Consider the following 20,482-nt stretch of genomic DNA (forward strand, 5'->3'; position numbering starts at 1 on the left):
CTTTCTAAAATTATGCAATTGGACCATGATAACCAGCAATATCACTATTTTCAAAATCATAGTTCAATTTTTTACCATAAGCCTTTTCATAGGCGGCCTTTTTTTGCTCGTAATCAATCTTACACATTCTTTTTTCATTAGCCTTAATTGATAAATTAGGGTCAGGGTAAATAGTAGGTAAGATATGGAGGATTTTCTTGGTTTTATTGAAGTTAGGAGCGTTATGCTCTGGTTTAGGGAGGTCTTGAATTTCCACAAAACAAGAAATAATAGGGACCTTATTTTTAGCAGCATAATAGTATGCTCCATTCATTAACGGCCGTGGCTTACGATATTGATACCACATTTCTTGTTCGGGATAAACTAATAACCAAGCATTCTTTTTGAAGATATCTTTCAAGTGCTTAGGAAATTCACGTCCTAAATAATTAGTACTTTTACTCAAGGGCACCATATTAGCATTATTCATGATGACACCAAAAAAGCCTGGGAGCAGTAAGTTAATGTCTTCAATCACAATATAGAGTTTCTTGTGATTCAAAGAAGCTAATTTTCTAATTGGTAAGCTATCAGTATGCTTAAAGTGATTAGTTGTCACAATAGCTGCGCCAATATTTTTAAGATTTTCTTGACCAACAATTTGTGATTTTGAAATTGTTAAATTAGCCAAAGTACCATAAAAGGCATTCATTAAGATATTAGTGAACTTGTAAGAAAGTGTTTTAGTGTGGTGCCAATATTTTTCGACGGCTGCTTTACTTTCTTGAAGTGTTAAAACTGGATCATCAAGTTCAACAGGAATATTAAACTCTTTCGCCTTAACAGCCTTTTTGATGTTTTTAAATACTTGAGGACGATTATTACCAAATATCATAATTTAACTTGTTCGCCTTTTGCTTTAATATTTGCCCAATTGTTATCAGCTTTTTTAACTTCACCAAACATTTCTACCATTTTGTCTAAGTCAGCGCGATCTTGCTTACGATCTTCATCTGTATAACTATCTAACTGCTTTTTAAGTTCAGCATAAAATGGTGTATTTTTAGCTACATCCCAGAAATATTTAGCGTATTGGACGTCTTCATAATGCCATGGTTTGTAAAAAAGATTGTAGTGAACGATCTTAGGATTTTCAAATTCAGCCATATTTTCATTAGGCATCGCATCCCATTCTTTATCTAAATGATAAATTTGATCTTCACAAATTTCGTTCATATAAGATTGGTCAGGATCAAGGGCGAAAACTTGATAAGTTGTCAACAAGTGGATAAAACGATCGATAAATTTTTTATCTCTGAATTTTTTGGTATCAAAGAGAATAACACCATTGTTAATGTATTTATCAGTTGGAAAAATTGCCTGACATTCAGCAATGTATTTTTGTAGAGGAGGCATAAAACGAATAGATAAGTCGGGTGCACTAGCAAACATATTATCGCCAATTTCAATATTGTATAGGTCAACAATATCAGTGTTTACAATAGTATCTGCGTCTAAATAAACCGCCTTATCATATTCTGGAAAGAGTTCAGGGATAAAAAGACGATAGAAGATGGAAAGAGTGAAGAACTGACCACGAAGGTAGTTTTCTTTGATATTGGTGATTGGCTCCAGTAACTTATCATCAATATGGAAAATATTAATATGAACATTATCAGTTGCTAAATCTTCTAATTGCTTTTTATGTTCATCACTAATATCTTGTACCATAACTGTAATCGTGTAATCTTTTTTAGGATCACTATGATTAATTAAAGATTGAATTGATACACCGACATAAGGGGTGTAGTTGTCAGTAATAGTATAAAAAACAGGAATCGTGTTTTGAGTAGTCACTTTATCTCCTCCATCTACAGAATAATTAATATATACCGCTTAATTATATCGTATTCATAGAAAGAAAAGAAAGTTATTAAAGGAAGAGGATAATAAAAAACACTTTCTTTTGAAGAAAGTGTTAGAATTACTTATTTTTTTCAGGATGAAGTTGTGGTTTTAGTTTTAAATATTCATTTAATAACTCATCATATTCATGAAGATGAAGCACACTGTGCACCCGATCAACGTCCCAAGGTTTGACGGTTAGTATATGAAAATAGGGAATAAACCTAAAAGTAGTAGTAAAATGCTGAATTACTGTATTTTTGTGCAATTTTCTTTGCTCGTTATATCTTTGGGGCGCAATTTTTTTGTGCTTAGCTAATTTATTTAAGGCAGTTTGATCGGGGAAGAACATTTTCTTAGTACTCATTAAATGGCGTACTCTAGCAAAAAGTCTAGTTTGCTTAATGTATTTAAGATTAAGTAATAAAACACCCGAATTAATATAATCGAATATCCGCCATTGATTATGGAAGAACCAGCGACCAAAAAAGTCCAAAACACCAACAAATTCTATCTTCTCTAAATTTTGATTATAAAAATCAGTAATATCTTTGCGGATAATTACATCATTATCTAAATAGAGAATACGATCAGGCAAAGCTGGAATTTCATCAGCGAATAATCTGATCATTGCATATGGGGTAAAGCGCGTCTCCTGATTTGGAGACGGAGCTTGTTTTTGATAAAGATCCGTAATATCAATTAATTGAACTGAATTATGCGGATTTTTCTCTTTAAGTAAATGTTCGATTAAAGCAACTGCATGCTCACTAAAGGGATGATACTGCTTAGTCTGTGAGCTAGTAGTCATAGTTAAAATATATAAGTGTAATTCATGTTTGTACTTTAAAAGCGATAGAGTGGTAATTAAGACGCCATCTTCAGCATTAGCATCGCCACAAAATAATATATTCATTCTCTTATTTTTTTCTTTCATATAGATAGTAATTATAGGTGCTATTTTTTGAACGATTTTGCATAGTTTGCGTTATCTGCTCATGGAGCTTTTGTCGTTGCTCTTTTTTAGACAAGGTTTGGGCAGGAAAAAAAGGACCATCGATATAAATAGTGATTTTAGGATAGCGACCGTGCTTTCTTTGTTGATAAGTAGTCGTCATTACAAAACTAGGAGCTCCAGTAGTAACAGGAAAATCCATACTAGTATTGGGAAAAGGACGGATTTTAGTGTAATAAGGCCAAAGGTGAGCCTCAGGGAAAATTAAAATATGATTATTTTCCTTGATTAGTTTTTTGATGATCCGAACTAACTTGGCAGTTTGAGTAAGATTTTTACCGACAGGTAGGCCAGCAGTAGGTAAAGCTAAATTACCAATAATCGGTACTGCCCAGTTTGCTTGACTAGCGATCCCATAGTATTGCTTTCGTCCCAAAATTCCAATTGGTAAAATGGGATCTAAGACAGCTTGGGTATGATTAGCATATACAAAGTACCCCTTATTTTTAAAGGAAACTAATTTTTCTTTGCCAACGTATTTAATTGGTAAGACAAAAGTTGCAATTTTAGCAATTCCCCATCCTAATGAACGAACTACTTTATTGATTAGACGATTATTTAAGATTTGATAGTTATCAGGAAGTTGATAATTTTGATTTTTACTTTTAACGATGTCATCAGTGTAATTTTGATAATAGATCGTTTTTTTAGAGGAATGGTTAAATTTCATAATAGGTTAATTATAAAGCAAATTTTGATACAAAAAAAGCACTACAACCTCGTTGTAGTGCTACTGAATGGGTGGTTGGGGGATCGAACCCCAGACCCACGGATTAAGAGTCCGTTGCTCTGCCAGCTGAGCTAACCACCCATGTCATAACTGACAGATATTATTATGCCAGTAAAAAAATCATAATGCAAGAATTTTTATGAAAAAATGCAAAAAAATTTTAGATTTCTAAAAATAGTAAAAAAACAGTATAATATAGATAATAAGATAGGAGGCTTCATAAATGCCAAAGAAAGTTTTAGTAGTTGATGATGAGAAACCAATTTCTGACATTATCAAATTTAATTTGACCAAAGAAGGCTTTGACGTCGATACTGCTTATGATGGTGAAGAAGCTGTTAAAAAAGTAGATGAATATGACCCTGACTTAATGATTTTGGATTTAATGCTTCCAAAAAAAGATGGACTTGAAGTAGCACGTGAAGTGCGCCAAACCCATGACATGCCAATTATTATGGTTACAGCTAAGGATAGTGAAATTGATAAAGTTCTTGGTTTGGAAATGGGAGCTGATGATTATGTAACTAAGCCATTTTCAAATCGTGAACTTGTAGCTCGAGTTAAGGCTAACTTACGTAGACGTGATTTAAGTCAAAAAGCTAGTGAAGATGAAGAAAATAAAAATATTACTATTGGTAATTTAGTAATCATGCCAGATGCTTATATGGTTGAAAAAAATGGTGAAAAAATCGAATTAACTCACCGCGAATTTGAATTACTTCATTATCTAGCTCAGCATATGGGACAAGTAATGACACGTGAACACTTATTACAAACTGTATGGGGTTACGATTACTTCGGCGATGTAAGAACTGTGGATGTAACAGTACGTCGTTTAAGAGAAAAAATTGAAGATACGCCATCTTCACCGAACATTTTAGTTACACGTCGTGGCGTAGGTTATTATGTCAAAGATCCAAGTGATGAATAGATTTATAAGCCACTCTGAGTAGTGGCTTTTTGTGTGAAAAAATGAAGAAGATAAAAAAAGTTATTACCTCAATCAATTTTAAAGTCGGAATGATTTTTATGCTCCTCTTGCTAGCTACGCTAGAAATTGTTGGAGCTTATTTTACGCGGCAATTAGAACAGACTTCCATTGCATCATTTGAAACTTCGCTGCAAATTCCAAGTACTATTACCAATCAAATTGCAGTGCAATTAGGGCGTTCTAACACACAAAAGGCTAATCAACAATTAAGCAAAATAATCGCTAATTATAATAGTAATGAAGCTATCAGCGAAATAATGGTTGTTGATAGTAAGGGAATAATTCGTGCAGATTCTGGAATTAATGAGCAAACTCGCGTGGGACAACGTGCGACTAATAGTGCGATTAAAGATGTCGTAACAACTGGTAAACAAGTCTCAAGAGTAGAAAATAATAATAGTAGTTCGCTGCAGCAAATAACACCAATCACTGCAAGTAATGGTACCAATACAATTATTGGGGCAGTGATGGTAAGAGCAAGCATGCATAATATGTACGATACTATTCGCAATGTATCATTAGTATTCCTGACTGCATCCCTTGTAGCAGCCTTTTTAGGAGCAATAGTGGCCTTAATCATTTCCCGGGCAATTACTCGTCCAATTGAAGAAATGCGCGTACAAGCAAATCGAATAGCAGATGGAGATTACTCAGGACAAGTAAAGGTTTATGCTGATGATGAATTAGGTCAATTAGCTAAGGCGTTTAATACTTTATCGGTGCGCATTGAGCGGACACAAGAAGCATCTGAAAGTGAACGTAGGCGACTTGATAATGTGTTAACACAGATGACGGATGGAGTTATTGCGACTGATCGTCACGGCAATATTACGATTATCAACGAAACTGCATTAGATTTTTTGGATAAAACTGAAAAAGAAGTTACCGGTGAACCAATTATTAAGGTGTTGGGCTTAAAAGATATTTCGATTCAAGATTTAATGAGTACTCAACAAGAGTTAGTAATTACCGTAAATGAAAACACACCTAATGAAATGATTTTACATGCTAATTTTTCATTAATTCAACGAGTTACAGGATTTGTATCTGGTTTAGTTTGTGTGCTTCATGATATTACTGAACAACAAAAAAATGAACGTGAACAACAACAATTTGTTTCTAATGTTTCTCATGAATTACGAACTCCTTTAACATCTTTACGTGCTTATGTTGAAGCACTGAATGATGGAGCTTGGAAAGACGAAAATATTGCTCCCCAATTCTTAAATGTAATTCAGGATGAAACTGAACGTATGATTAGAATGATTAATGATCTTTTGAGCTTATCGCGAATGGACCGTGGTGTAGCAAAAATGGATTTAGAGTGGGTTAACTTTAATGATTTTGTAAATCATATTCTAAATCGATTTGATATGATCGTTAAAACTGATGCTGAAAAAGCAGATAGCAAAACTAAGAAGTACACCATTAAGCGTGAATTTACTAATCAAGCACTTTGGGTAGAAATTGATACTGATAAGATGATGCAAGTGATCGATAATATTATGAATAATGCGATCAAATATTCTCCTGATGGTGGTGTAATTACGGTGCGCTTATTACAATCAAATAATCACATTATTTTAAGTATTTCTGATCAAGGTTTGGGAATTCCACGTAAAGACTTAAACAAAATTTTTGATCGTTTTTACCGTGTTGACAAGGCTCGTTCACGTAAACAAGGTGGAACAGGTTTAGGTTTAGCTATTTCTAAAGAAATTGTTGAAGCACATAAGGGTAAAATTTGGGCCGATAGTGCAGAAGGAAAGGGTTCAACTTTCTATATTTCTTTGCCGTATGAACCAATGAGTGAGGAAGGAGACAACTGGGATGAAGTTTAATGAACATACTAAACGCATTATCTTAAGGGTTAGTTTAATCTTTATGGTACTTCTCTCAGTCGTCCTTACAGGAATTATTTTTGGAACTGATGCCCATTTTTCTGGCGTAGAACAAACTGCAAGTAAAACAACTGATAAGCAGATTGGTGAGAAGTCTTTACGAGATATTTTTGTACCGACACAATTATTTTACTATCGTAATGATCAACTTTATCAGGTCTATGATGGTAATAAAAATTTACCCTTAGAGTTTAATCGTTTAACTGAAAAACTCGATAAACGAAATATCAAAACTGTAAGTCAGGATAGTAAAAATTATAAGAAAATGTTACATAATCAAAACTACTTACAATTAACTTACCCTGATCAAATAACAATGCCTCTATTTATTACAGGGTTAAAAAAGAGCGATAGTCGTGAATTCAATCGTATCTTTGTATCAACTAAAAACAAGACAAATTTGTATTTAGGAAATGATGCAAATCAAAAACTTTATCGGATAAAAATAGATGATATTAATTTAAATAAATTCGTCCATCAAGTAAAACATGCATCCAGTAAAATTCCTGTATCTTTAATTCATTTGGCTGATGGGTACTCAGTAGTTTATGAAAAGCCAACAAAGATGCAAGTTTATAACTATTTAACTAATGAAGAATCAAGTTCATATTACGTTAATAATTTGTTAGGTTCGGGAGCTGCTTCACAAAAAACAACGGGTGATAGTACAGTATATTCAAATGGGGCTTATCAGCGCTTAATTGTAACTAATAAAACGCATCACTATGAATTTGTAGATTATCAAGAAAATAAAATTCCTAAGTTAATGACGACACGGTTAACCGATAGTCTTTATTATGTGAGAAAAACGGGACTTTCTGAACCAGACTTACGCTTCTTTGATGCTGATGATAGAACTTTTATTTATCAGAACTTTGTTGAAGAATATCCTATCTTTTTACCAGGTAATAATACTGCACGAGCACAAGTTGATTTTGCAAAAAATGGCATGTCAATTAACTTTAATAGTCTTGATTTTCAAATTCCTGTCCCAACAGATGATTCAAAAGTTACGGTTGAGTCCACTACTGAGGCATTGAATGAATTATATGCAGCTGGTTATCATAAGAAAACAATTAACCGCATAATTATCGGTTATGAAATTGCAAAAGAGACTGAGCAAACAGAATCACGTGATCTGGTGGAATTAAGACCAGCCTATTATGCCAAAATTAATGGCAAATGGCGTTCTTTGAAAGAATGGTTAAATTTAAGTGCAAATAAAAAGAGTAAATACATGAAGGAGGATACAAATGGACTTTAAACGAATTGAATGGATCTTCCTAATTGTTTTTATCGGGATTAATATTTTTCTGGGGATTGAAATTTTTCAAACTCCGACCTTACTTTCCCCTCCAGCCTCAAGTGGAACGGCAGCCGATTTAAATACTGAAATGAAAGCAGATAATATTACATTACCCAAGTTGAGTAGTGAACAAAGAGATGGTTATTATCTTGCTTCAAAGATTGATGATGATTGGAATAAAACTGCAAGAACACAACTAGCTTCAAATTTTGCGACTTCTTTTGAAGATAATACTTTGAATGTCTCATTGACTAATCCGGTTAAGGTAAGTCATGATTCAAAGAAACGTTTAGCTGAAATAAAAAGCTTTGTTGCAAATCCTAAGAATGTCTTCCAAGGCAAAAAATATCACTATGTAACACAGTTAAGTAATACAGCAGATTATGTTTTTGACCAAGAAAGTGATTATGGCTTAACTTATTCCGAAAATGCGCGATTACATATTCAGGTGAAAAATGATCAAATAGTTTCTTATACCCAAACTTATATTCAGAATTTAGCTCCAGTAAGAGAAAGACAAACAACCCTTAGTGCCAAAGGAGCGATTGACGCCCTTTACACCTATAGTGAACTTCCAAATAATTCTAAAGTATTATGGACTAAATTTGGCTATAGTAAATTGATCAAAGTGCGTGGTAGTATAATTTATATTCCTTCTTGGACGATTGCAATAGAAAATAATAACACTAAGAATATTTCAATTAAGCAAGTTAATGCCTTTACTGGTAAGATAATTCAAGATAATACGAATGAAACTGAAAATAAAGATGTAGCTTAGGAAGGAAATAAGATGCGAGTAAGTGTGCTTGCAAGTGGTTCGACTGGAAATACTACTTTAATAGAAACTAACCAACATAAGATTTTGATGGATGCTGGTATTTCAGGTAAAAAAACTAAAGAGGCCTTAGCTAGAGTCGGCGTAGATATTAATGAAATTGATATGGCTTTTTTAAGTCATGATCATACGGATCATTCCGGTGGTCTTGGGGTTTTAATGCGACGCTATCCTCAAATCAATGCTTTTGCTAATTCTGGAACTTGGCAATATTTGATTGATAGTAATAAGATTGGTAAATTACCGGTCGAACAAATTAATACTTTTGAACCTGGAATTACGAAAACCTTTGGTGATTTAGAAGTGACTAGTTTTGCGACTAGTCACGATGCCGCTGAACCTCAGTATTATGTCTTTAAAAGTGAGGGAAAAAGATTTGCTTGTTTAACCGATACCGGATATGTGTCTAGTGATGTTAAAGGTGAAATTGCAGCAGCTGATGCCTATTTAATGGAGTTTAACTATGATGATATGATGCTGCGAAATGGTCCTTATTCATGGGCTTTAAAACAAAGAATTATGTCTGATGTAGGACACTTATCGAATGAACAAGCTGCTGATACCTTGTTAGATGTAGTAGATCGTAACACGAAGAAAATATTTTTAGCTCATCGCAGTCAACACAATAATACTGAAAATTTGGCTCATAAAACGGCTCAGCAGTATTTAGAAGCAGGAGATGCTAATCTTCCCCAAGATGTGAAAATAATTGATACTGAACCTGATGAACCAAGTCAACTACTCGAAATTTAAAATATTCCCTAAAAAGTGTTCATATTTTGTTCAATAAATAAAATTACTCTAAACTATAGGGGAAGAAGAGAGGAAAAATTATGAACGAAGACATGCAAAGAAATTCAGATAAACCAACAAATTCAAACAAAAATACATTTCTTAAAATTGGAATTATTGGTGTAGTTGCTGGTTTACTGGGTGGTGGAGTAGCGTATGCTGGCTTATCACAAGTTAATTCTAATAACTCAAGTAGTCCACAAACCGCAGTAGTTCAGCCAGCAAAAACAACAAAAAGTAGTAAGAATACTAGTCAAGCGACAGCTGCTTTTGATAATGTGAAAAATGCAGTGGTATCAGTTGAAAACTTACAAAAACAAGGTTCTTCAAGTGATAGTGATGATGTATTTGGACTTTTTGATCGTGGTAATAATTCTAAATCTTCAAAATCAACTAGTTTAGAAACTTACAGTGAAGGTTCAGGAGTTATTTACATGAAGTCTGATGGTAAGGGCTACATTGTAACTAATAATCACGTTGTAGAAGGCAGTGATGCTCTTCAAGTTATTTTGAGTAATGGAAAAAGAGTTTCTGCTAAAAAAGTTGGGGCAGATGCAGCCACTGACTTAGCGGTTTTAACAATTGATGGAAAATATGTAACTCAAACAGCTCAATTTGGTTCTTCTAAGAATCTACAACCAGGAGAAGAAGTTATTGCCGTAGGTTCTCCATTAGGTAGCGAATATGCGACAAGTGTAACTCAAGGAATTATTTCAGCTAATAATCGTACTGTTGATATGACAGATTCTAATGGCAATGCTACAAGTCAAGCGACTGTAATTCAAACTGATGCGGCTATTAATCCTGGTAACTCTGGTGGTCCTTTAGTAAATATGGCAGGGCAAGTTATTGGTATTAATTCGATGAAGTTAGCCCAATCAACAGATGGAACTGCAGTTGAAGGAATGGGCTTTGCAATTCCAAGTGATGAAGTAGTTTCGATCATTAATGAATTAGTTAAAAATGGTAAAGTTGAACGTCCAACTTTAGGAATTAAAGTAGCAGCCGTTAGCGAATTAACTGATTATGGCCGGCGTCAATTAAAATTACCAGATAGTATTAAATCAGGTATCTATGTTGATTCTGTAACTAAAAATAGTAATGCAGCAAGAGCAGGTCTAAAGGCAAGAGATGTTATTACTAAGGTTGATGGCAAGAGTGTAACTGATGTAGCTGGATTGCATACTATTCTATATAGCCATAAAGTTGGTGATACAGTGAAATTAGAAGTCGTACGTAATGGAAGTACTAAAGAAATAAGTGTAAAACTTAGTTAAAGTGAATAAATAATAAATGTTTTTAAATTGAATGTAAAAGCCATAGTTTTGTCTAATACAAATGCAAAATTATGGCTTTTTCTTTATATTAAGATAGAATTTTTGATAAATGTTCGACATTTGCACCAAAGAAAGAGAAAAATAAAAATGTCAACCTGTGGGTAAATGTGGAAAACTCTGTGGATTGTGCATAAAAAGGGAAAATGACTCTTTGTAGCTGTGGATAACCTGTGAATTGTGTGTAAATTACTTAACTAAAAAATAATTAATAAACAAGTGTTCACCCTATTCTAATAGGCTTTGTGAGATATTGTTTGTAAAAGTATTGAAGAAAATAAATAATGTGGACTAAAAGTTATAAATTTTTACAAAAATTATTTTTAAACTTATAGACCTACAATTTATAGTAGGAATAGTAAAAGAAGTACAAAATGTAGATTTAATTAATCCACAACCTGGGGATAAAAGGTGTGGACGGGATGTCAATTTGAGGATAAAATAGATAGGCCAAAGAAAAGGAGCAATTATGAATATTAAGATTGTTTGTGTCGGAAAATTAAAAGAAAAGTATTTTAAAGATGGGATTGCAGAATATCTTAAACGAATGGATCGCTATGCAAAAATGAAAATTGTTGAAGTACCAGATGAAAAAGCCCCCGAAAAGCTTAGTCCAGCTGAAATGGAGCAAGTTAAGCAAGTCGAGGGTGAACGGATTTTAAATAAAATAAAAGATAAAGAGTATGTATTTGTGACAGCAATTAAAGGAAAAGAACGAACTAGTGAAGAATTTGCTAAGGAAATTCAAGACTTAGGCACATATGGCCATTCTGACATTACTTTTGTAATTGGAGGAAGCTTGGGAACGAGCGAGGCCGTGAATAAACGTGCTGATAAACTAATTAGTTTTGGTAAATTTACGATGCCACACCAATTAATGCGCTTAGTATTAACTGAACAGATTTATCGGGCCTTTATGATTAACAATGGTAGTCCTTACCATAAATAGAAAATAACTTTGATTAAAGAATAAAGAGGATTGGTTGCACTAGAATTAATACTCCCAAAAAGAGCAGCCAATCTTTTTTTGTCAGTAAAATTGGTTTAATAATACTACGGCTAGCATTTTCACGATAACCATGTGCTAACATTCCTTGATTAATATTTTCAGCCCAGGCTAATGCGACTAAAGTAGCTTTAAAATATAGGCGTGGAGACCAAAAAGATAAACTGGTACCTCTCATCTGAGCAGCATAGTGAATTCTAATTACTTCTGCTTTCATTTTAGGAAGTAGGTTAAGAGCTGCTAAACAACCATATGTAAACTTACTAGGAAGATGAAGGTTCTGTTCTAGGGAACGAGCCAATTTTCCTGCAGTTGTCGTTAAAGTTAAACATGCTCCCAAAAAGACAAAGACATAGAGTCGCGTAAAGAGAGTCCAGGCATAAATAAGATTGTGATCGGGAGCAAAGAAGTAAAGTGCTGAAAAGATTGCAATTGCCCCTAAGAGAGGAAAGAATAAAATAAGTAAAAATTCCCGCCAAGATAGATGGTGAAAAATTAGGTAGATTAAAGCTCCACCAATCAAAATTAAATTGGCCCAGAGATTTGGCTTAAAGGATATCTCAAGAGAAATAATGAGAATGAGAATTAATTTTAAACTAGGATTCATTATCTTTTCTCCTTTACATATTGAAGTTCTTTATCCTGAAGGACTAAATGGTAATTAAAAAAGTTATCCAAGTTATTAAATTGATGACTAATTAAAATTAACCCTTTTTGCGAATCTAATTTCAAAAAATATTTTTGCAGTAAAGTAATTAGCTGTTGCTGGCCGTGTTGATCAAGGCCAGCAAAAGGTTCGTCTAATAATAAAAAGGTAGGATTAGCTAAAAGCATGAGCAAGACCTGCAACTTCTTTTTTTGACCACCAGATAGAGAGTAGACAACCTGATCTTGGTGATGGTTTAAATTAATTAAAGTTAATAATTCATTAACAGTGGCTTTTTTTAGTAAGGGATTATTACAGTGCGATAATCCAAATTTTAATTCTTCAGCAACAGTTACCATTAAAAATTGGTTATTAGGGTCTTGAAATACTTGTCCGATTTGCTTAAAGTACTTTTTATTTTTAATTTTTTGAATATTTTTATTATGTAATAGAATTTGTCCATTATAAGGCTGCATTTTTGTTAGAACTCTAAAAAATGAGCTTTTTCCACTACCATTTGGACCAGTCAAGAGAGTAGCGCCAGTAAACAAGCTTAAGTTTTGCTCCTGAATTAAAGTTTGCTCTTGAGTATGCAAAGAAAAGTTTTCTAGTTTTAAGATTGGAGTAGGGTGTGGCAAAGGAATAAAGTTAAGCCTTGTATCTTTGGGAGTAGATAATTGATTTAAAGATGAGAGCTTAATTGTATGGTTACTACACCAAAAAACTTGATCAATTAAGTGCTGATAATATGAAAAATCATGGTCACTAATAATAATGGTGATATCTTTTTGCTTTAAAAGTGCCAGTTGTTTAATCAAAAAGGCACGATTGGATGGGTCACAACTAGCAAAAGGCTCGTCTAAAAGTAATAATTTTGGTCGCATAGCTAAAATTATGGCAAAAGCTACCCGTTGTTTCTCACCACCTGAGAGAGTAGAAAAATTACGGTGCAGTAACTGCTTAATGTTGGTTTGCTGGACAGCTGCTAACATCCTTTTTTCTGCTTGCTGAGAATTAAGATTTAAGTTTTCAAGCGTAAAGATAAATTCTTGTGCAGGGGTAGCCATCGTAAACTGCTCATCCGGATTTTGAAAGATCATACTCCACTTGGTAGGAAGATTCTGAATACTTCCCTGGTCAATTTTGCCGCCATAGGTAGGATAAAGTTGAGCCAATAATTTTAAAAAAGTTGATTTTCCGCTTCCACTAGGTCCTGTAAGTAAAGAAAATGAAGAAGTAGGGATCGAAAGGGAAAGATCTTTAAATAGTAAATTGTTTGGAGTAAATCCAAAACTTAAGTGATTAATCTTGATTGATGACATGAGCTTTCTCCAAAAGGTTAATAATTAATTTAACAAAGAGGCAAGAAAACAGGACCATTGAACTCCAACGAGTTAAAAAGTAAAACCATATATTAAAAGTTGAAAAGTAATTATAGCCATTTTTAAAAAAGTCATATAAATAAGTGACAATTGCTGTGGTAGTGGCTGATAAAAAAAGTGTGAAAGTATTGTAATAACGATAGCCAGTAAGAGCAAAACCTAATTCGTTACCAATTCCTTGCATAAATCCAGAAATCAAATTAGCAATTCCCCATTCTGCCATAATAAAGGTTTCAATACATGAACTTAGAAATTCTCCCAAAAAGGCAGCACCAGGTTTTTTTATTAAAAATCCAGCCAGTGGTCCAGCCATACACCAGATCCCCATCGTGAGGTCGTTAGCTAAGGGACCATAGCCAATTGGGGTTAAAACTAGCGTTAAAATATTGTAAATCGTATCACTGGCAATATAAATGAATCCAAAAATAATTCCAATTAAAGTAATTAAAATAATTTCTTGTAGATGAATAGTTTTCATTATTCTCCGATCTAAGGGTAAAAAAAGTCCACCCCAAAAGAGGTGGACTTTTATAGTCAAAAATTAGGCATTTTTCCTACGTTGATATTAATCAAACAGGTTCAATGGGTATAATCTCAGCTGTATAGCACCCCAAAATGTTTTTTATTCAGATGTTAGTAGTTTAATTTCAGGAAAAGTCTGACTTATCCTGAGTTTGTAATTTTTTAAAGTACAATAGGTACGCATGCACTGTTATTATAATACCTTAATTAATAGTCAGAGTAAATTAAAAGGGAAGGGAGGCCGGTAATCTAATGACCACATTCTCTATTGGTCATTATCTAGATAACATTTTAAAGAAGGATAATAGTAAAAAGGCAGAAATAGAAATTATTTCAAAGAATACTAATTTTCCCTGGTATAAACTTTATGTAGAAAAACGTCATTTAAATTGGAAAGAATATTCAACTACTAATCCAACCTTGCTAATTTGTTTAACTGGAGAAGTTGAAATTCAAACGACAAAACAACAATTTAAACTTTATAGTGGAAATTTAATCTTATTTAAACCACAAATGACATATCGAGTAAGGGTATTAACTAAAGAAACTATTTTGGTAAAACTTAAAACTTCTACCTGTTTTTCATGGAAGAATATCTTTGCAGAAATGGGTAAACCTAGTATTAAAGAACAGGTAGTAAAAAACTCCTTTGTAGAGAAGTACAAAAATAAAGGTTTTATCAAATTAGAAAATAATAATATTATGTTGAGCAATCAAATCCTTAATCGTGCTATTGAAGAATATATTCAAGGAAGAATGTATGTTACTCCAATAGATTTAGCTTATCTACGTCTTGCAGTTTTCTTTTCCTTTCGTGAACAATTATTTGTTACCTTACCGACCGCAAAAACAGGTGGTTTTAGCCCAGAAACGCTTACTCAGTATATTGATACTAATTTTGCTGATATAAGCCTAGAAAAAGCTGCTAGCTACTTTGGATTTAATAAGAATTACTTTTCTAGTCTTGTAAAGGAAAAGACTGGACAAAGTTTTATGGAACAGGTAGATGAGCGACGAATGCAAGAAGCAATAACGCTTTTGAGAGATCCAGATATCTCGCTCAAAGAAATCATTAAGCAACTTGGATACTCAAGTAAGTCCTTCTTTTATAAGAAATTCAATAGCTATTTTGGAATGACGCCAACAGAAATGAGAAAGAAACTTATCAAAGATAATGATTTTAATAATTAATAGCACAAAAAAACGAGATATTAACTATCTCGTTTTTTTAATGCTTATTATTTAATCGATAAAGACATGTAAATGGTTTGGGAAGACAATTAGATGTTTGCCTTAGTGTTGAAGACACGACGGTTAGCAATGTATCTGTCTGCAACACCCATAAAGTGAACTGAAATTCTTGACTTGTTAGTCTTTAAACCTGAGAAACTAAGACCAAAGTACTTAGTTGGAGCATCAGCACCTCTTAAACTTCTAAGACCTAATAAGTCACCGGCATGTTGCCATTCAGTATAATGTGAAGCGTCATTAAAGTTAGTCATTGAGCCATAGAAGCCACCGAATAACATTTGCTTAACATTAAAGTAAATTTGTTCTTTTAAGGCATACATACTACGTACAGAACCGTTAAATTGTGAAGTAATTGGAAGACCTGATTCATCTTCGTAAACTTGACCAGCATTCTTTAAACCAGATGCAACAGCTGCACGAGTAATACCAGGAACATAGTGATCTGCGTCCCAGTCACTCTTGTTATTGTTGGTGTATTCTTTAGCAACACGATCAGCAAATGCCATAGCTGAAGTATTAAGAACCCAAGCCTTTTTACCCATTTGGCTACGAGCTGAGTTAATTAAACTTAAAGCGTAACGGTTAATTTCAACTTTTTGACTCCAAGTCATGTTAGTTGTGTTAACCATAGTAGTTTTATCTTTAGCATTGTTGTCGTAGAAGGTATTTTGTTTCATACCTTGTTGTGAAGCTTGAACTAAAGCTCTCTTGTCAGCGTTAGAAATACGGTTGTTGTTTACGTTTAAAATTCTTCTTGCAGTGTAACCAGCTGGAAGAGTAATTCTGGTTTGTTCAGTAGTTGCAGCGTGAACAGTTTCAGTTTTAACAGAATTATTTACTTGGTTAACAGTAGCAACTCCACCAACAGTTAATAAAGCAGCAATAGAAATTTTAGATAACAATTTAACGTTCTTCATAGATATTCTTCTCAACTTTCTAAATAATTAGTAACATGTTTTTCTCAATTTCTCTCAACAACGTTATAATAGCAGACTTTGAGAGCATGTCTAGGTGTGTATAGGTTTAAATAACGGTTTGTTATAAATAACAATTACAACCGTTATTTTTGCAATGGTGAGAAGTACTCATTTAGTAATAGTTGTTATTTTAAAAAGAGAGTTTAAAATAATTTGAAAAAATTTTTTAAAAAGTTGAAAATATATAATTTTGGAATGGAATATCAAGTGTTATAAAATAAAGCGTTGATTTTATAAGATTTTAAAAGCAAATAAACCAACGAAAAAACGCATCAACTATGATGCGTTTTTTATTGTTATGTGTTTTTATTCATATAAATATATATTTGTATATATTTTTCTACATTCATCTATTTATATAAGTAAAAATCAATTATATCAATAGAGATACTTTATTTATCATTTATTTTCTTGCGAAGCGACATAATCTTCTTTAAGTTTGTCATCATCAGTAATCGCAGGTAAGTCACCTGGTAGGTAGTTCTTACGCCAGCCAAAGTGTTCATGGATTAAGTGAGTTAATTCGTTTAAATATGTATCACCATTTTCGGATTTATCTCCGATGAAAAGTGACTTATAATTTACATCTTTTTTATCAGTCATTTTTGACTCCTTTCATTTTCATCGACACCCTAAGAGTAAAGGGTGCTTATGAGAAAAAGCAAATAATAAGCCTTAGAGACAATTTTTTTAAGTTGCGTTTATTGGGGATATTTATAGAAGGAAAATAATCAAAATTAAATATTTTCGTTTCGCAAGAACGACAACATCAAGTTTTGCAAGAATTAGATCGTCGCTTACGTCCCGGTGCTATTCCTTGGATGTCTGCTGGTAGATATTGGGGCCAAATGAACTCTGATACTCTCACCCCAGCTATGATTGCTTATAGTTACGCTATGCTTTCTAACTCAAACAATGTGGCATTAGAATCATCAATGGCCACTTCAAAAATGGAATCAGAAGTTGGTGATGATTTTGCTAAATTATTTGATTACACTGATGGCTGGGGTCATATAACTCATGATGGTTCAATGGCCAACTTAGAAGGTATGTGGTATGCACGTCAATTTAAGTCCTTACCTCTTGCCTTTAAAGAAGTAGTTCCTGAAAAAGTTGAGGGAATGAGCGAATGGGAATTACTTAATATGTCAGTTGAAGATGTCTTGAAGATTATGGCAACCTTAACACCTGATCAAATTAACGATGTCAAAGCACATTCTTCAAGAAGTGGTAAAAATATCCAAAAACTTGGTAAATTCATCGTTCCTTATACTAAGCATTATTCATGGTTAAAGGCACTTGATATTTCAGGAGTTGGACTTGATCAAATGGTACAAATTCCAGTTAAAAGTGACTTTAGAATGAATGTTGATATTCTAGAACAAACTATCAAGGATTTAGCCGCAAAGAAAATTCCTATTTTGGGTGTTGTAGCTGTTGTCGGTACCACTGAAGAAGGTCAAATCGACGAAGTTGATCGAATTGTAAAATTCCGTAAAGAAATGGAGAAACAAGGAGTTTACTTCTACCTTCACGTTGATGCCGCTTATGGTGGTTATGGACGTGCTCTCTTCAAAGATGAAAATGGCAACTATGTTGAATATGATCAATTAGCTGACCTCTTAAAAGAACACCACGTCTTTAACTATCCAGTTAAAATTTCAAAACATGTCTATAATGCCTTCAAAGCAATTAAAGAAGCAGAATCAGTTACAGTTGATCCACACAAGATGGGTTATGTTCCTTATGCTGCAGGTGGAATTGCGATTAAACATATGGCTATGCGTAACGCTATTTCCTACTTTGCTCCTTATGTCTTTGAAAAGAAGACAGCTTCCCTTCCAGATATGTTAGGTTCTTACATTATTGGTGGTTCAAAAGCTGGTGCTAATGCTGCCGCTGTTTGGGCTGCTCACCAAACTTTACCACTTAATGTTACTGGTTATGGTCGCTTAGTTGGTTCATCAATGGAAGCAGCACAAAGATTTAGAGATTTCCTTAATACCTTAAAATTTAATATTAAAGGTAAAACTGTCAATGTTTATGCACTTGATAATCCTGACTTTAACATGGTTGACTGGGTCTTAAAAGTTGATGGCGAAACAGATTTAGCCAAAACTAATGAATTGAATGAAAAAGTCTTTGACTTTTCATCATTCTATGACAGTCATGTATACGAAAATCGTTTCTTAACTTCTCATACTATCTTTAGAAAAGATACTTATGGTGATTCACCACTTCCATTCATTGAAAAGATGGGCTTCAGTAAAGAAGATTGGGACAAAGTTGGTGAAGTTACACTTTTAAGAGCGGCTATCATGACCCCATACTTAAATGATGATAAACTCTTTGATTTCTACTCCAAAGGTATTGCTAAATCAATGGAAGAAAAATTAAACGAGATTCTCTAGAAAGTGGCGTAACTAATGAAAAGTAAAACATCAAAAGTTGGGTTACTCACTTTTATCGGAATGACAGTTGCTTTAGCAGCAAGTATTCGTAATATTCCTGATGTAGCTGGTAGTGGTTGGACAATGTTCTTCTACATGGCTGTCGCTACTCTTCTTTTTGCCTTACCAATTTGTTTAATTGCTGGTGAATTCGGAAGTGCCTTCCCTGAAAAAGGTGGACCTGAATTGTGGGTTAATAAATCTTTAGGTCAAAAATTCGGATTTGCTACTTCTTGGTTACTCTGGGTACAAATGTTCCCCGGAATGGTAATGGTTGCTTCAGCTTTACCACCATTATTAGCCACTGCTATTAATCGTGAAGATTTAGATCGAAATAATATTTTTACTCTAATTGTAATTTTGGTTGTATATTGGGTTATTACATTTTTGAATATGAAATTCGATATGGCAAAAATTACAGGGCAAGTTGGTGCTTGGTTGGGAATTTACATTCCGTTAGTAATTATGACGGTACTTGGAATTATTGCAGTTATCAAAACAGGTATTCACCCTTCTGCTATTCTTGGTCATTTTTCTATTAATAAGTTATGGCCTGATGCTACAGACATGAAGTCACTTCAATTCTTCTCTCCAATAATTTTTATCTTTACAGGTATTGAAATGTCTTCTGTCTACATTACTAGATTGAAAAAAGTTTCATTTTATCCCGTTGGTGTCTTAATAACTTTAGTTTTCATGTTCCTCTTAAATACGATTAATGGTTTCTTAGAAGCATCTGTTGTTTCACCAAGTACGATTGATTTAAATAATATTGTCCAACCTCTTATTATTTATGATAAGCTTTTAGGCTTACCTTCATGGATTGCTAACATCTTTAGTATCATGGTATTCATTGGTGTTAGTGTTCAGTTATCAGCTTGGGCTTCTGGACCAGGAAAAACTATTGTTTCAAGTGCTCAACAAGGACTTTATCCTCCAAAGTTTAAATTCTGGAAGACCGATAAATTCGGAGATTCTCATGCAATTCTATTTACCCAAGCAACAATTATTTCTTTGTTTGCCTTGGTTTACTTATTAATCCCCGCTATTAATACTGCCTTCTTAGACTTAGTAAATGCAACTACCGTTCTTTACTGTGTAGTTTATGTCTTCATGGCAATCGGTTTTATCAGATTAAGAATTAAAGAACCAAACTTAAAACGTCCTTTCAAAGTTGGTAACTTAGGAATGACTTGGTTCATCGGTTTACTTTTGATTGCTACAATAATTGTAGCTTTAGTAGCAACATTTGCTGTTGGTACTTTAATGAACTTTGTGATTGTAGCAGTAATTAGTATTATTCTTACTTTACTTCCATTCTGGTTCATTCATCTTCACAAAGATTCTTGGACTCAAGAAGTTAAACAATTAATGGTTCAACAAAATAAAAAATAATTATATTCATACTAGCTAAAATTTTTCTATAAATATCTTATTAAGAAACACCACAAGTTAGACTT

General features: G+C 33.4%; 19 protein-coding genes, 1 tRNA gene and 1 riboswitch. Of the genes, 10 read left to right on the forward strand and 10 right to left on the reverse strand.

What is annotated here, in order from left to right; translation table 11 throughout:
* Positions 1–10 precede the first annotated feature (10 nt).
* The 5 genes from LrDSM24759_RS05685 to LrDSM24759_RS05705 form a co-directional block, all read right to left on the reverse strand.
* Positions 11–874, reverse strand: coding sequence for a lysophospholipid acyltransferase family protein (locus LrDSM24759_RS05685; RefSeq protein WP_117118529.1), 864 nt, complete (start codon positions 872–874; stop codon positions 11–13).
* Complete coding sequence (locus LrDSM24759_RS05690; protein WP_117118530.1) at positions 871–1,836, reverse strand: glycosyltransferase family 8 protein; 966 nt, start codon at positions 1,834–1,836, stop codon at positions 871–873. The genes LrDSM24759_RS05685 and LrDSM24759_RS05690 overlap by 4 nt, the downstream gene beginning before the upstream one ends.
* A 127-nt stretch (positions 1,837–1,963) precedes the next feature.
* The gene (locus tag LrDSM24759_RS05695; RefSeq protein ID WP_117118549.1) at positions 1,964–2,800 is read right to left on the reverse strand and encodes a glycosyltransferase; all 837 of its coding nucleotides are present in this window, start codon (positions 2,798–2,800) and stop codon (positions 1,964–1,966) included.
* Positions 2,801–2,804: 4 nt separating this feature from the next.
* A complete protein-coding gene (locus LrDSM24759_RS05700; RefSeq protein WP_117118531.1) occupies positions 2,805–3,569 on the reverse strand; it encodes a lysophospholipid acyltransferase family protein in 765 nt (254 codons plus the stop codon).
* A gap of 68 nt (positions 3,570–3,637) precedes the next feature.
* A tRNA-Lys gene (locus LrDSM24759_RS05705) sits at positions 3,638–3,710 on the reverse strand.
* Between the two features lie 142 nt (positions 3,711–3,852).
* On the opposite strand from LrDSM24759_RS05705, the gene yycF reads away from it, so the two are divergent.
* The 7 genes from yycF (at position 3,853) to rlmH (ending at position 11,737) form a co-directional block, all read left to right on the forward strand.
* Positions 3,853–4,560: a response regulator YycF gene (gene yycF / locus LrDSM24759_RS05710; RefSeq protein WP_117118532.1), complete on the forward strand. Its 708-nt coding sequence runs from the start codon at positions 3,853–3,855 to the stop codon at positions 4,558–4,560.
* Between the two features lie 41 nt (positions 4,561–4,601).
* Positions 4,602–6,461 (forward strand): cell wall metabolism sensor histidine kinase WalK, encoded by a 1,860-nt coding sequence (gene walK, locus LrDSM24759_RS05715; protein WP_117118550.1) that lies wholly within the window; start codon positions 4,602–4,604, stop codon positions 6,459–6,461.
* The gene (locus LrDSM24759_RS05720) at positions 6,451–7,785 is read left to right on the forward strand and encodes a hypothetical protein (RefSeq protein ID WP_117118533.1); all 1,335 of its coding nucleotides are present in this window, start codon (positions 6,451–6,453) and stop codon (positions 7,783–7,785) included. The genes walK and LrDSM24759_RS05720 overlap by 11 nt, the downstream gene beginning before the upstream one ends.
* Positions 7,775–8,605 carry a two-component system regulatory protein YycI gene (locus tag LrDSM24759_RS05725; RefSeq protein WP_117118534.1) on the forward strand — a complete coding sequence of 277 codons (831 nt, stop codon included), beginning with the start codon at positions 7,775–7,777 and terminating at the stop codon, positions 8,603–8,605. Before LrDSM24759_RS05720 ends, LrDSM24759_RS05725 begins: the two co-directional genes overlap by 11 nt.
* Before the next feature lie 12 nt (positions 8,606–8,617).
* A complete protein-coding gene (locus LrDSM24759_RS05730; RefSeq protein WP_117118535.1) occupies positions 8,618–9,415 on the forward strand; it encodes an MBL fold metallo-hydrolase in 798 nt (265 codons plus the stop codon).
* 92 nt (positions 9,416–9,507) lie between these two features.
* Positions 9,508–10,731, forward strand: a complete 1,224-nt coding sequence (locus LrDSM24759_RS05735; protein WP_117118551.1) for a S1C family serine protease — start codon at positions 9,508–9,510, stop codon at positions 10,729–10,731.
* A gap of 526 nt (positions 10,732–11,257) precedes the next feature.
* Positions 11,258–11,737, forward strand: coding sequence for a 23S rRNA (pseudouridine(1915)-N(3))-methyltransferase RlmH (gene rlmH / locus LrDSM24759_RS05740; RefSeq protein ID WP_117118536.1), 480 nt, complete (start codon positions 11,258–11,260; stop codon positions 11,735–11,737).
* A 13-nt stretch (positions 11,738–11,750) separates the two neighbouring features.
* Here the strand turns inward: rlmH and LrDSM24759_RS05745 are convergent, their stop codons facing one another.
* The 3 genes from LrDSM24759_RS05745 to LrDSM24759_RS05755 are packed head-to-tail and all read right to left on the reverse strand — an operon-like array spanning position 11,751 to position 14,300.
* Positions 11,751–12,401 (reverse strand): energy-coupling factor transporter transmembrane component T family protein, encoded by a 651-nt coding sequence (locus LrDSM24759_RS05745; protein WP_117118537.1) that lies wholly within the window; start codon positions 12,399–12,401, stop codon positions 11,751–11,753.
* Positions 12,401–13,762 (reverse strand): ATP-binding cassette domain-containing protein, encoded by a 1,362-nt coding sequence (locus LrDSM24759_RS05750; protein ID WP_117118538.1) that lies wholly within the window; start codon positions 13,760–13,762, stop codon positions 12,401–12,403. Before LrDSM24759_RS05750 ends, LrDSM24759_RS05745 begins: the two co-directional genes overlap by 1 nt.
* Entirely contained in the window at positions 13,743–14,300 is a 558-nt protein-coding gene (locus LrDSM24759_RS05755) for an ECF transporter S component (RefSeq protein WP_117118539.1), read from the reverse strand. The genes LrDSM24759_RS05750 and LrDSM24759_RS05755 overlap by 20 nt, the downstream gene beginning before the upstream one ends.
* A 56-nt stretch (positions 14,301–14,356) precedes the next feature.
* Positions 14,357–14,445: riboswitch (TPP riboswitch) on the reverse strand.
* A gap of 151 nt (positions 14,446–14,596) precedes the next feature.
* Between LrDSM24759_RS05755 and LrDSM24759_RS05760 the strand changes: the two genes are divergently transcribed.
* Positions 14,597–15,535 (forward strand): helix-turn-helix domain-containing protein, encoded by a 939-nt coding sequence (locus LrDSM24759_RS05760; RefSeq protein WP_117118540.1) that lies wholly within the window; start codon positions 14,597–14,599, stop codon positions 15,533–15,535.
* Positions 15,536–15,624: 89 nt separating this feature from the next.
* On the opposite strand, the gene LrDSM24759_RS05765 is transcribed toward LrDSM24759_RS05760, so the two are convergent.
* The gene (locus LrDSM24759_RS05765; RefSeq protein WP_117118541.1) at positions 15,625–16,512 is read right to left on the reverse strand and encodes an SEC10/PgrA surface exclusion domain-containing protein; all 888 of its coding nucleotides are present in this window, start codon (positions 16,510–16,512) and stop codon (positions 15,625–15,627) included.
* A 459-nt stretch (positions 16,513–16,971) separates the two neighbouring features.
* Positions 16,972–17,175, reverse strand: coding sequence for a hypothetical protein (locus LrDSM24759_RS05770; protein WP_117118542.1), 204 nt, complete (start codon positions 17,173–17,175; stop codon positions 16,972–16,974).
* Between the two features lie 218 nt (positions 17,176–17,393).
* On the opposite strand from LrDSM24759_RS05770, the gene LrDSM24759_RS05775 reads away from it, so the two are divergent.
* Together LrDSM24759_RS05775 and LrDSM24759_RS05780 are read left to right on the forward strand one after the other, a co-directional pair.
* The gene (locus LrDSM24759_RS05775; RefSeq protein WP_117118552.1) at positions 17,394–18,983 is read left to right on the forward strand and encodes a pyridoxal-dependent decarboxylase; all 1,590 of its coding nucleotides are present in this window, start codon (positions 17,394–17,396) and stop codon (positions 18,981–18,983) included.
* A 15-nt stretch (positions 18,984–18,998) separates the two neighbouring features.
* Entirely contained in the window at positions 18,999–20,417 is a 1,419-nt protein-coding gene (locus LrDSM24759_RS05780; protein WP_117118543.1) for an amino acid permease, read from the forward strand.
* Positions 20,418–20,482: the final 65 nt, after the last annotated feature.

The sequence above is a fragment of the Lactobacillus rodentium genome, from assembly GCF_003423665.1.
Classification (GTDB): Bacteria; Bacillota; Bacilli; order Lactobacillales; family Lactobacillaceae; genus Lactobacillus; species Lactobacillus rodentium.

Bases quoted from the DNA above. Each gene is read 5' to 3' on its own strand.
- LrDSM24759_RS05685 (WP_117118529.1), bottom strand. From the start codon at position 874: ATGATATTTGGTAATAATCGTCCTCAAGTATTTAAAAACATCAAAAAG.
- LrDSM24759_RS05695 (WP_117118549.1), bottom strand. From the start codon at position 2,800: ATGAATATATTATTTTGTGGCGATGCTAATGCTGAAGATGGCGTCTTA.
- LrDSM24759_RS05700 (WP_117118531.1), bottom strand. From the start codon at position 3,569: ATGAAATTTAACCATTCCTCTAAAAAAACGATCTATTATCAAAATTAC.
- yycF (WP_117118532.1), top strand. From the start codon at position 3,853: ATGCCAAAGAAAGTTTTAGTAGTTGATGATGAGAAACCAATTTCTGAC.
- walK (WP_117118550.1), top strand. From the start codon at position 4,602: ATGAAGAAGATAAAAAAAGTTATTACCTCAATCAATTTTAAAGTCGGA.
- LrDSM24759_RS05720 (WP_117118533.1), top strand. From the start codon at position 6,451: ATGAAGTTTAATGAACATACTAAACGCATTATCTTAAGGGTTAGTTTA.
- LrDSM24759_RS05725 (WP_117118534.1), top strand. From the start codon at position 7,775: ATGGACTTTAAACGAATTGAATGGATCTTCCTAATTGTTTTTATCGGG.
- LrDSM24759_RS05730 (WP_117118535.1), top strand. From the start codon at position 8,618: ATGCGAGTAAGTGTGCTTGCAAGTGGTTCGACTGGAAATACTACTTTA.
- LrDSM24759_RS05735 (WP_117118551.1), top strand. From the start codon at position 9,508: ATGCAAAGAAATTCAGATAAACCAACAAATTCAAACAAAAATACATTT.
- rlmH (WP_117118536.1), top strand. From the start codon at position 11,258: ATGAATATTAAGATTGTTTGTGTCGGAAAATTAAAAGAAAAGTATTTT.
- LrDSM24759_RS05745 (WP_117118537.1), bottom strand. From the start codon at position 12,401: ATGAATCCTAGTTTAAAATTAATTCTCATTCTCATTATTTCTCTTGAG.
- LrDSM24759_RS05750 (WP_117118538.1), bottom strand. From the start codon at position 13,762: ATGTCATCAATCAAGATTAATCACTTAAGTTTTGGATTTACTCCAAAC.
- LrDSM24759_RS05755 (WP_117118539.1), bottom strand. From the start codon at position 14,300: ATGAAAACTATTCATCTACAAGAAATTATTTTAATTACTTTAATTGGA.
- LrDSM24759_RS05760 (WP_117118540.1), top strand. From the start codon at position 14,597: ATGACCACATTCTCTATTGGTCATTATCTAGATAACATTTTAAAGAAG.
- LrDSM24759_RS05765 (WP_117118541.1), bottom strand. From the start codon at position 16,512: ATGAAGAACGTTAAATTGTTATCTAAAATTTCTATTGCTGCTTTATTA.
- LrDSM24759_RS05770 (WP_117118542.1), bottom strand. From the start codon at position 17,175: ATGACTGATAAAAAAGATGTAAATTATAAGTCACTTTTCATCGGAGAT.
- LrDSM24759_RS05775 (WP_117118552.1), top strand. From the start codon at position 17,394: ATGTCTGCTGGTAGATATTGGGGCCAAATGAACTCTGATACTCTCACC.
- LrDSM24759_RS05780 (WP_117118543.1), top strand. From the start codon at position 18,999: ATGAAAAGTAAAACATCAAAAGTTGGGTTACTCACTTTTATCGGAATG.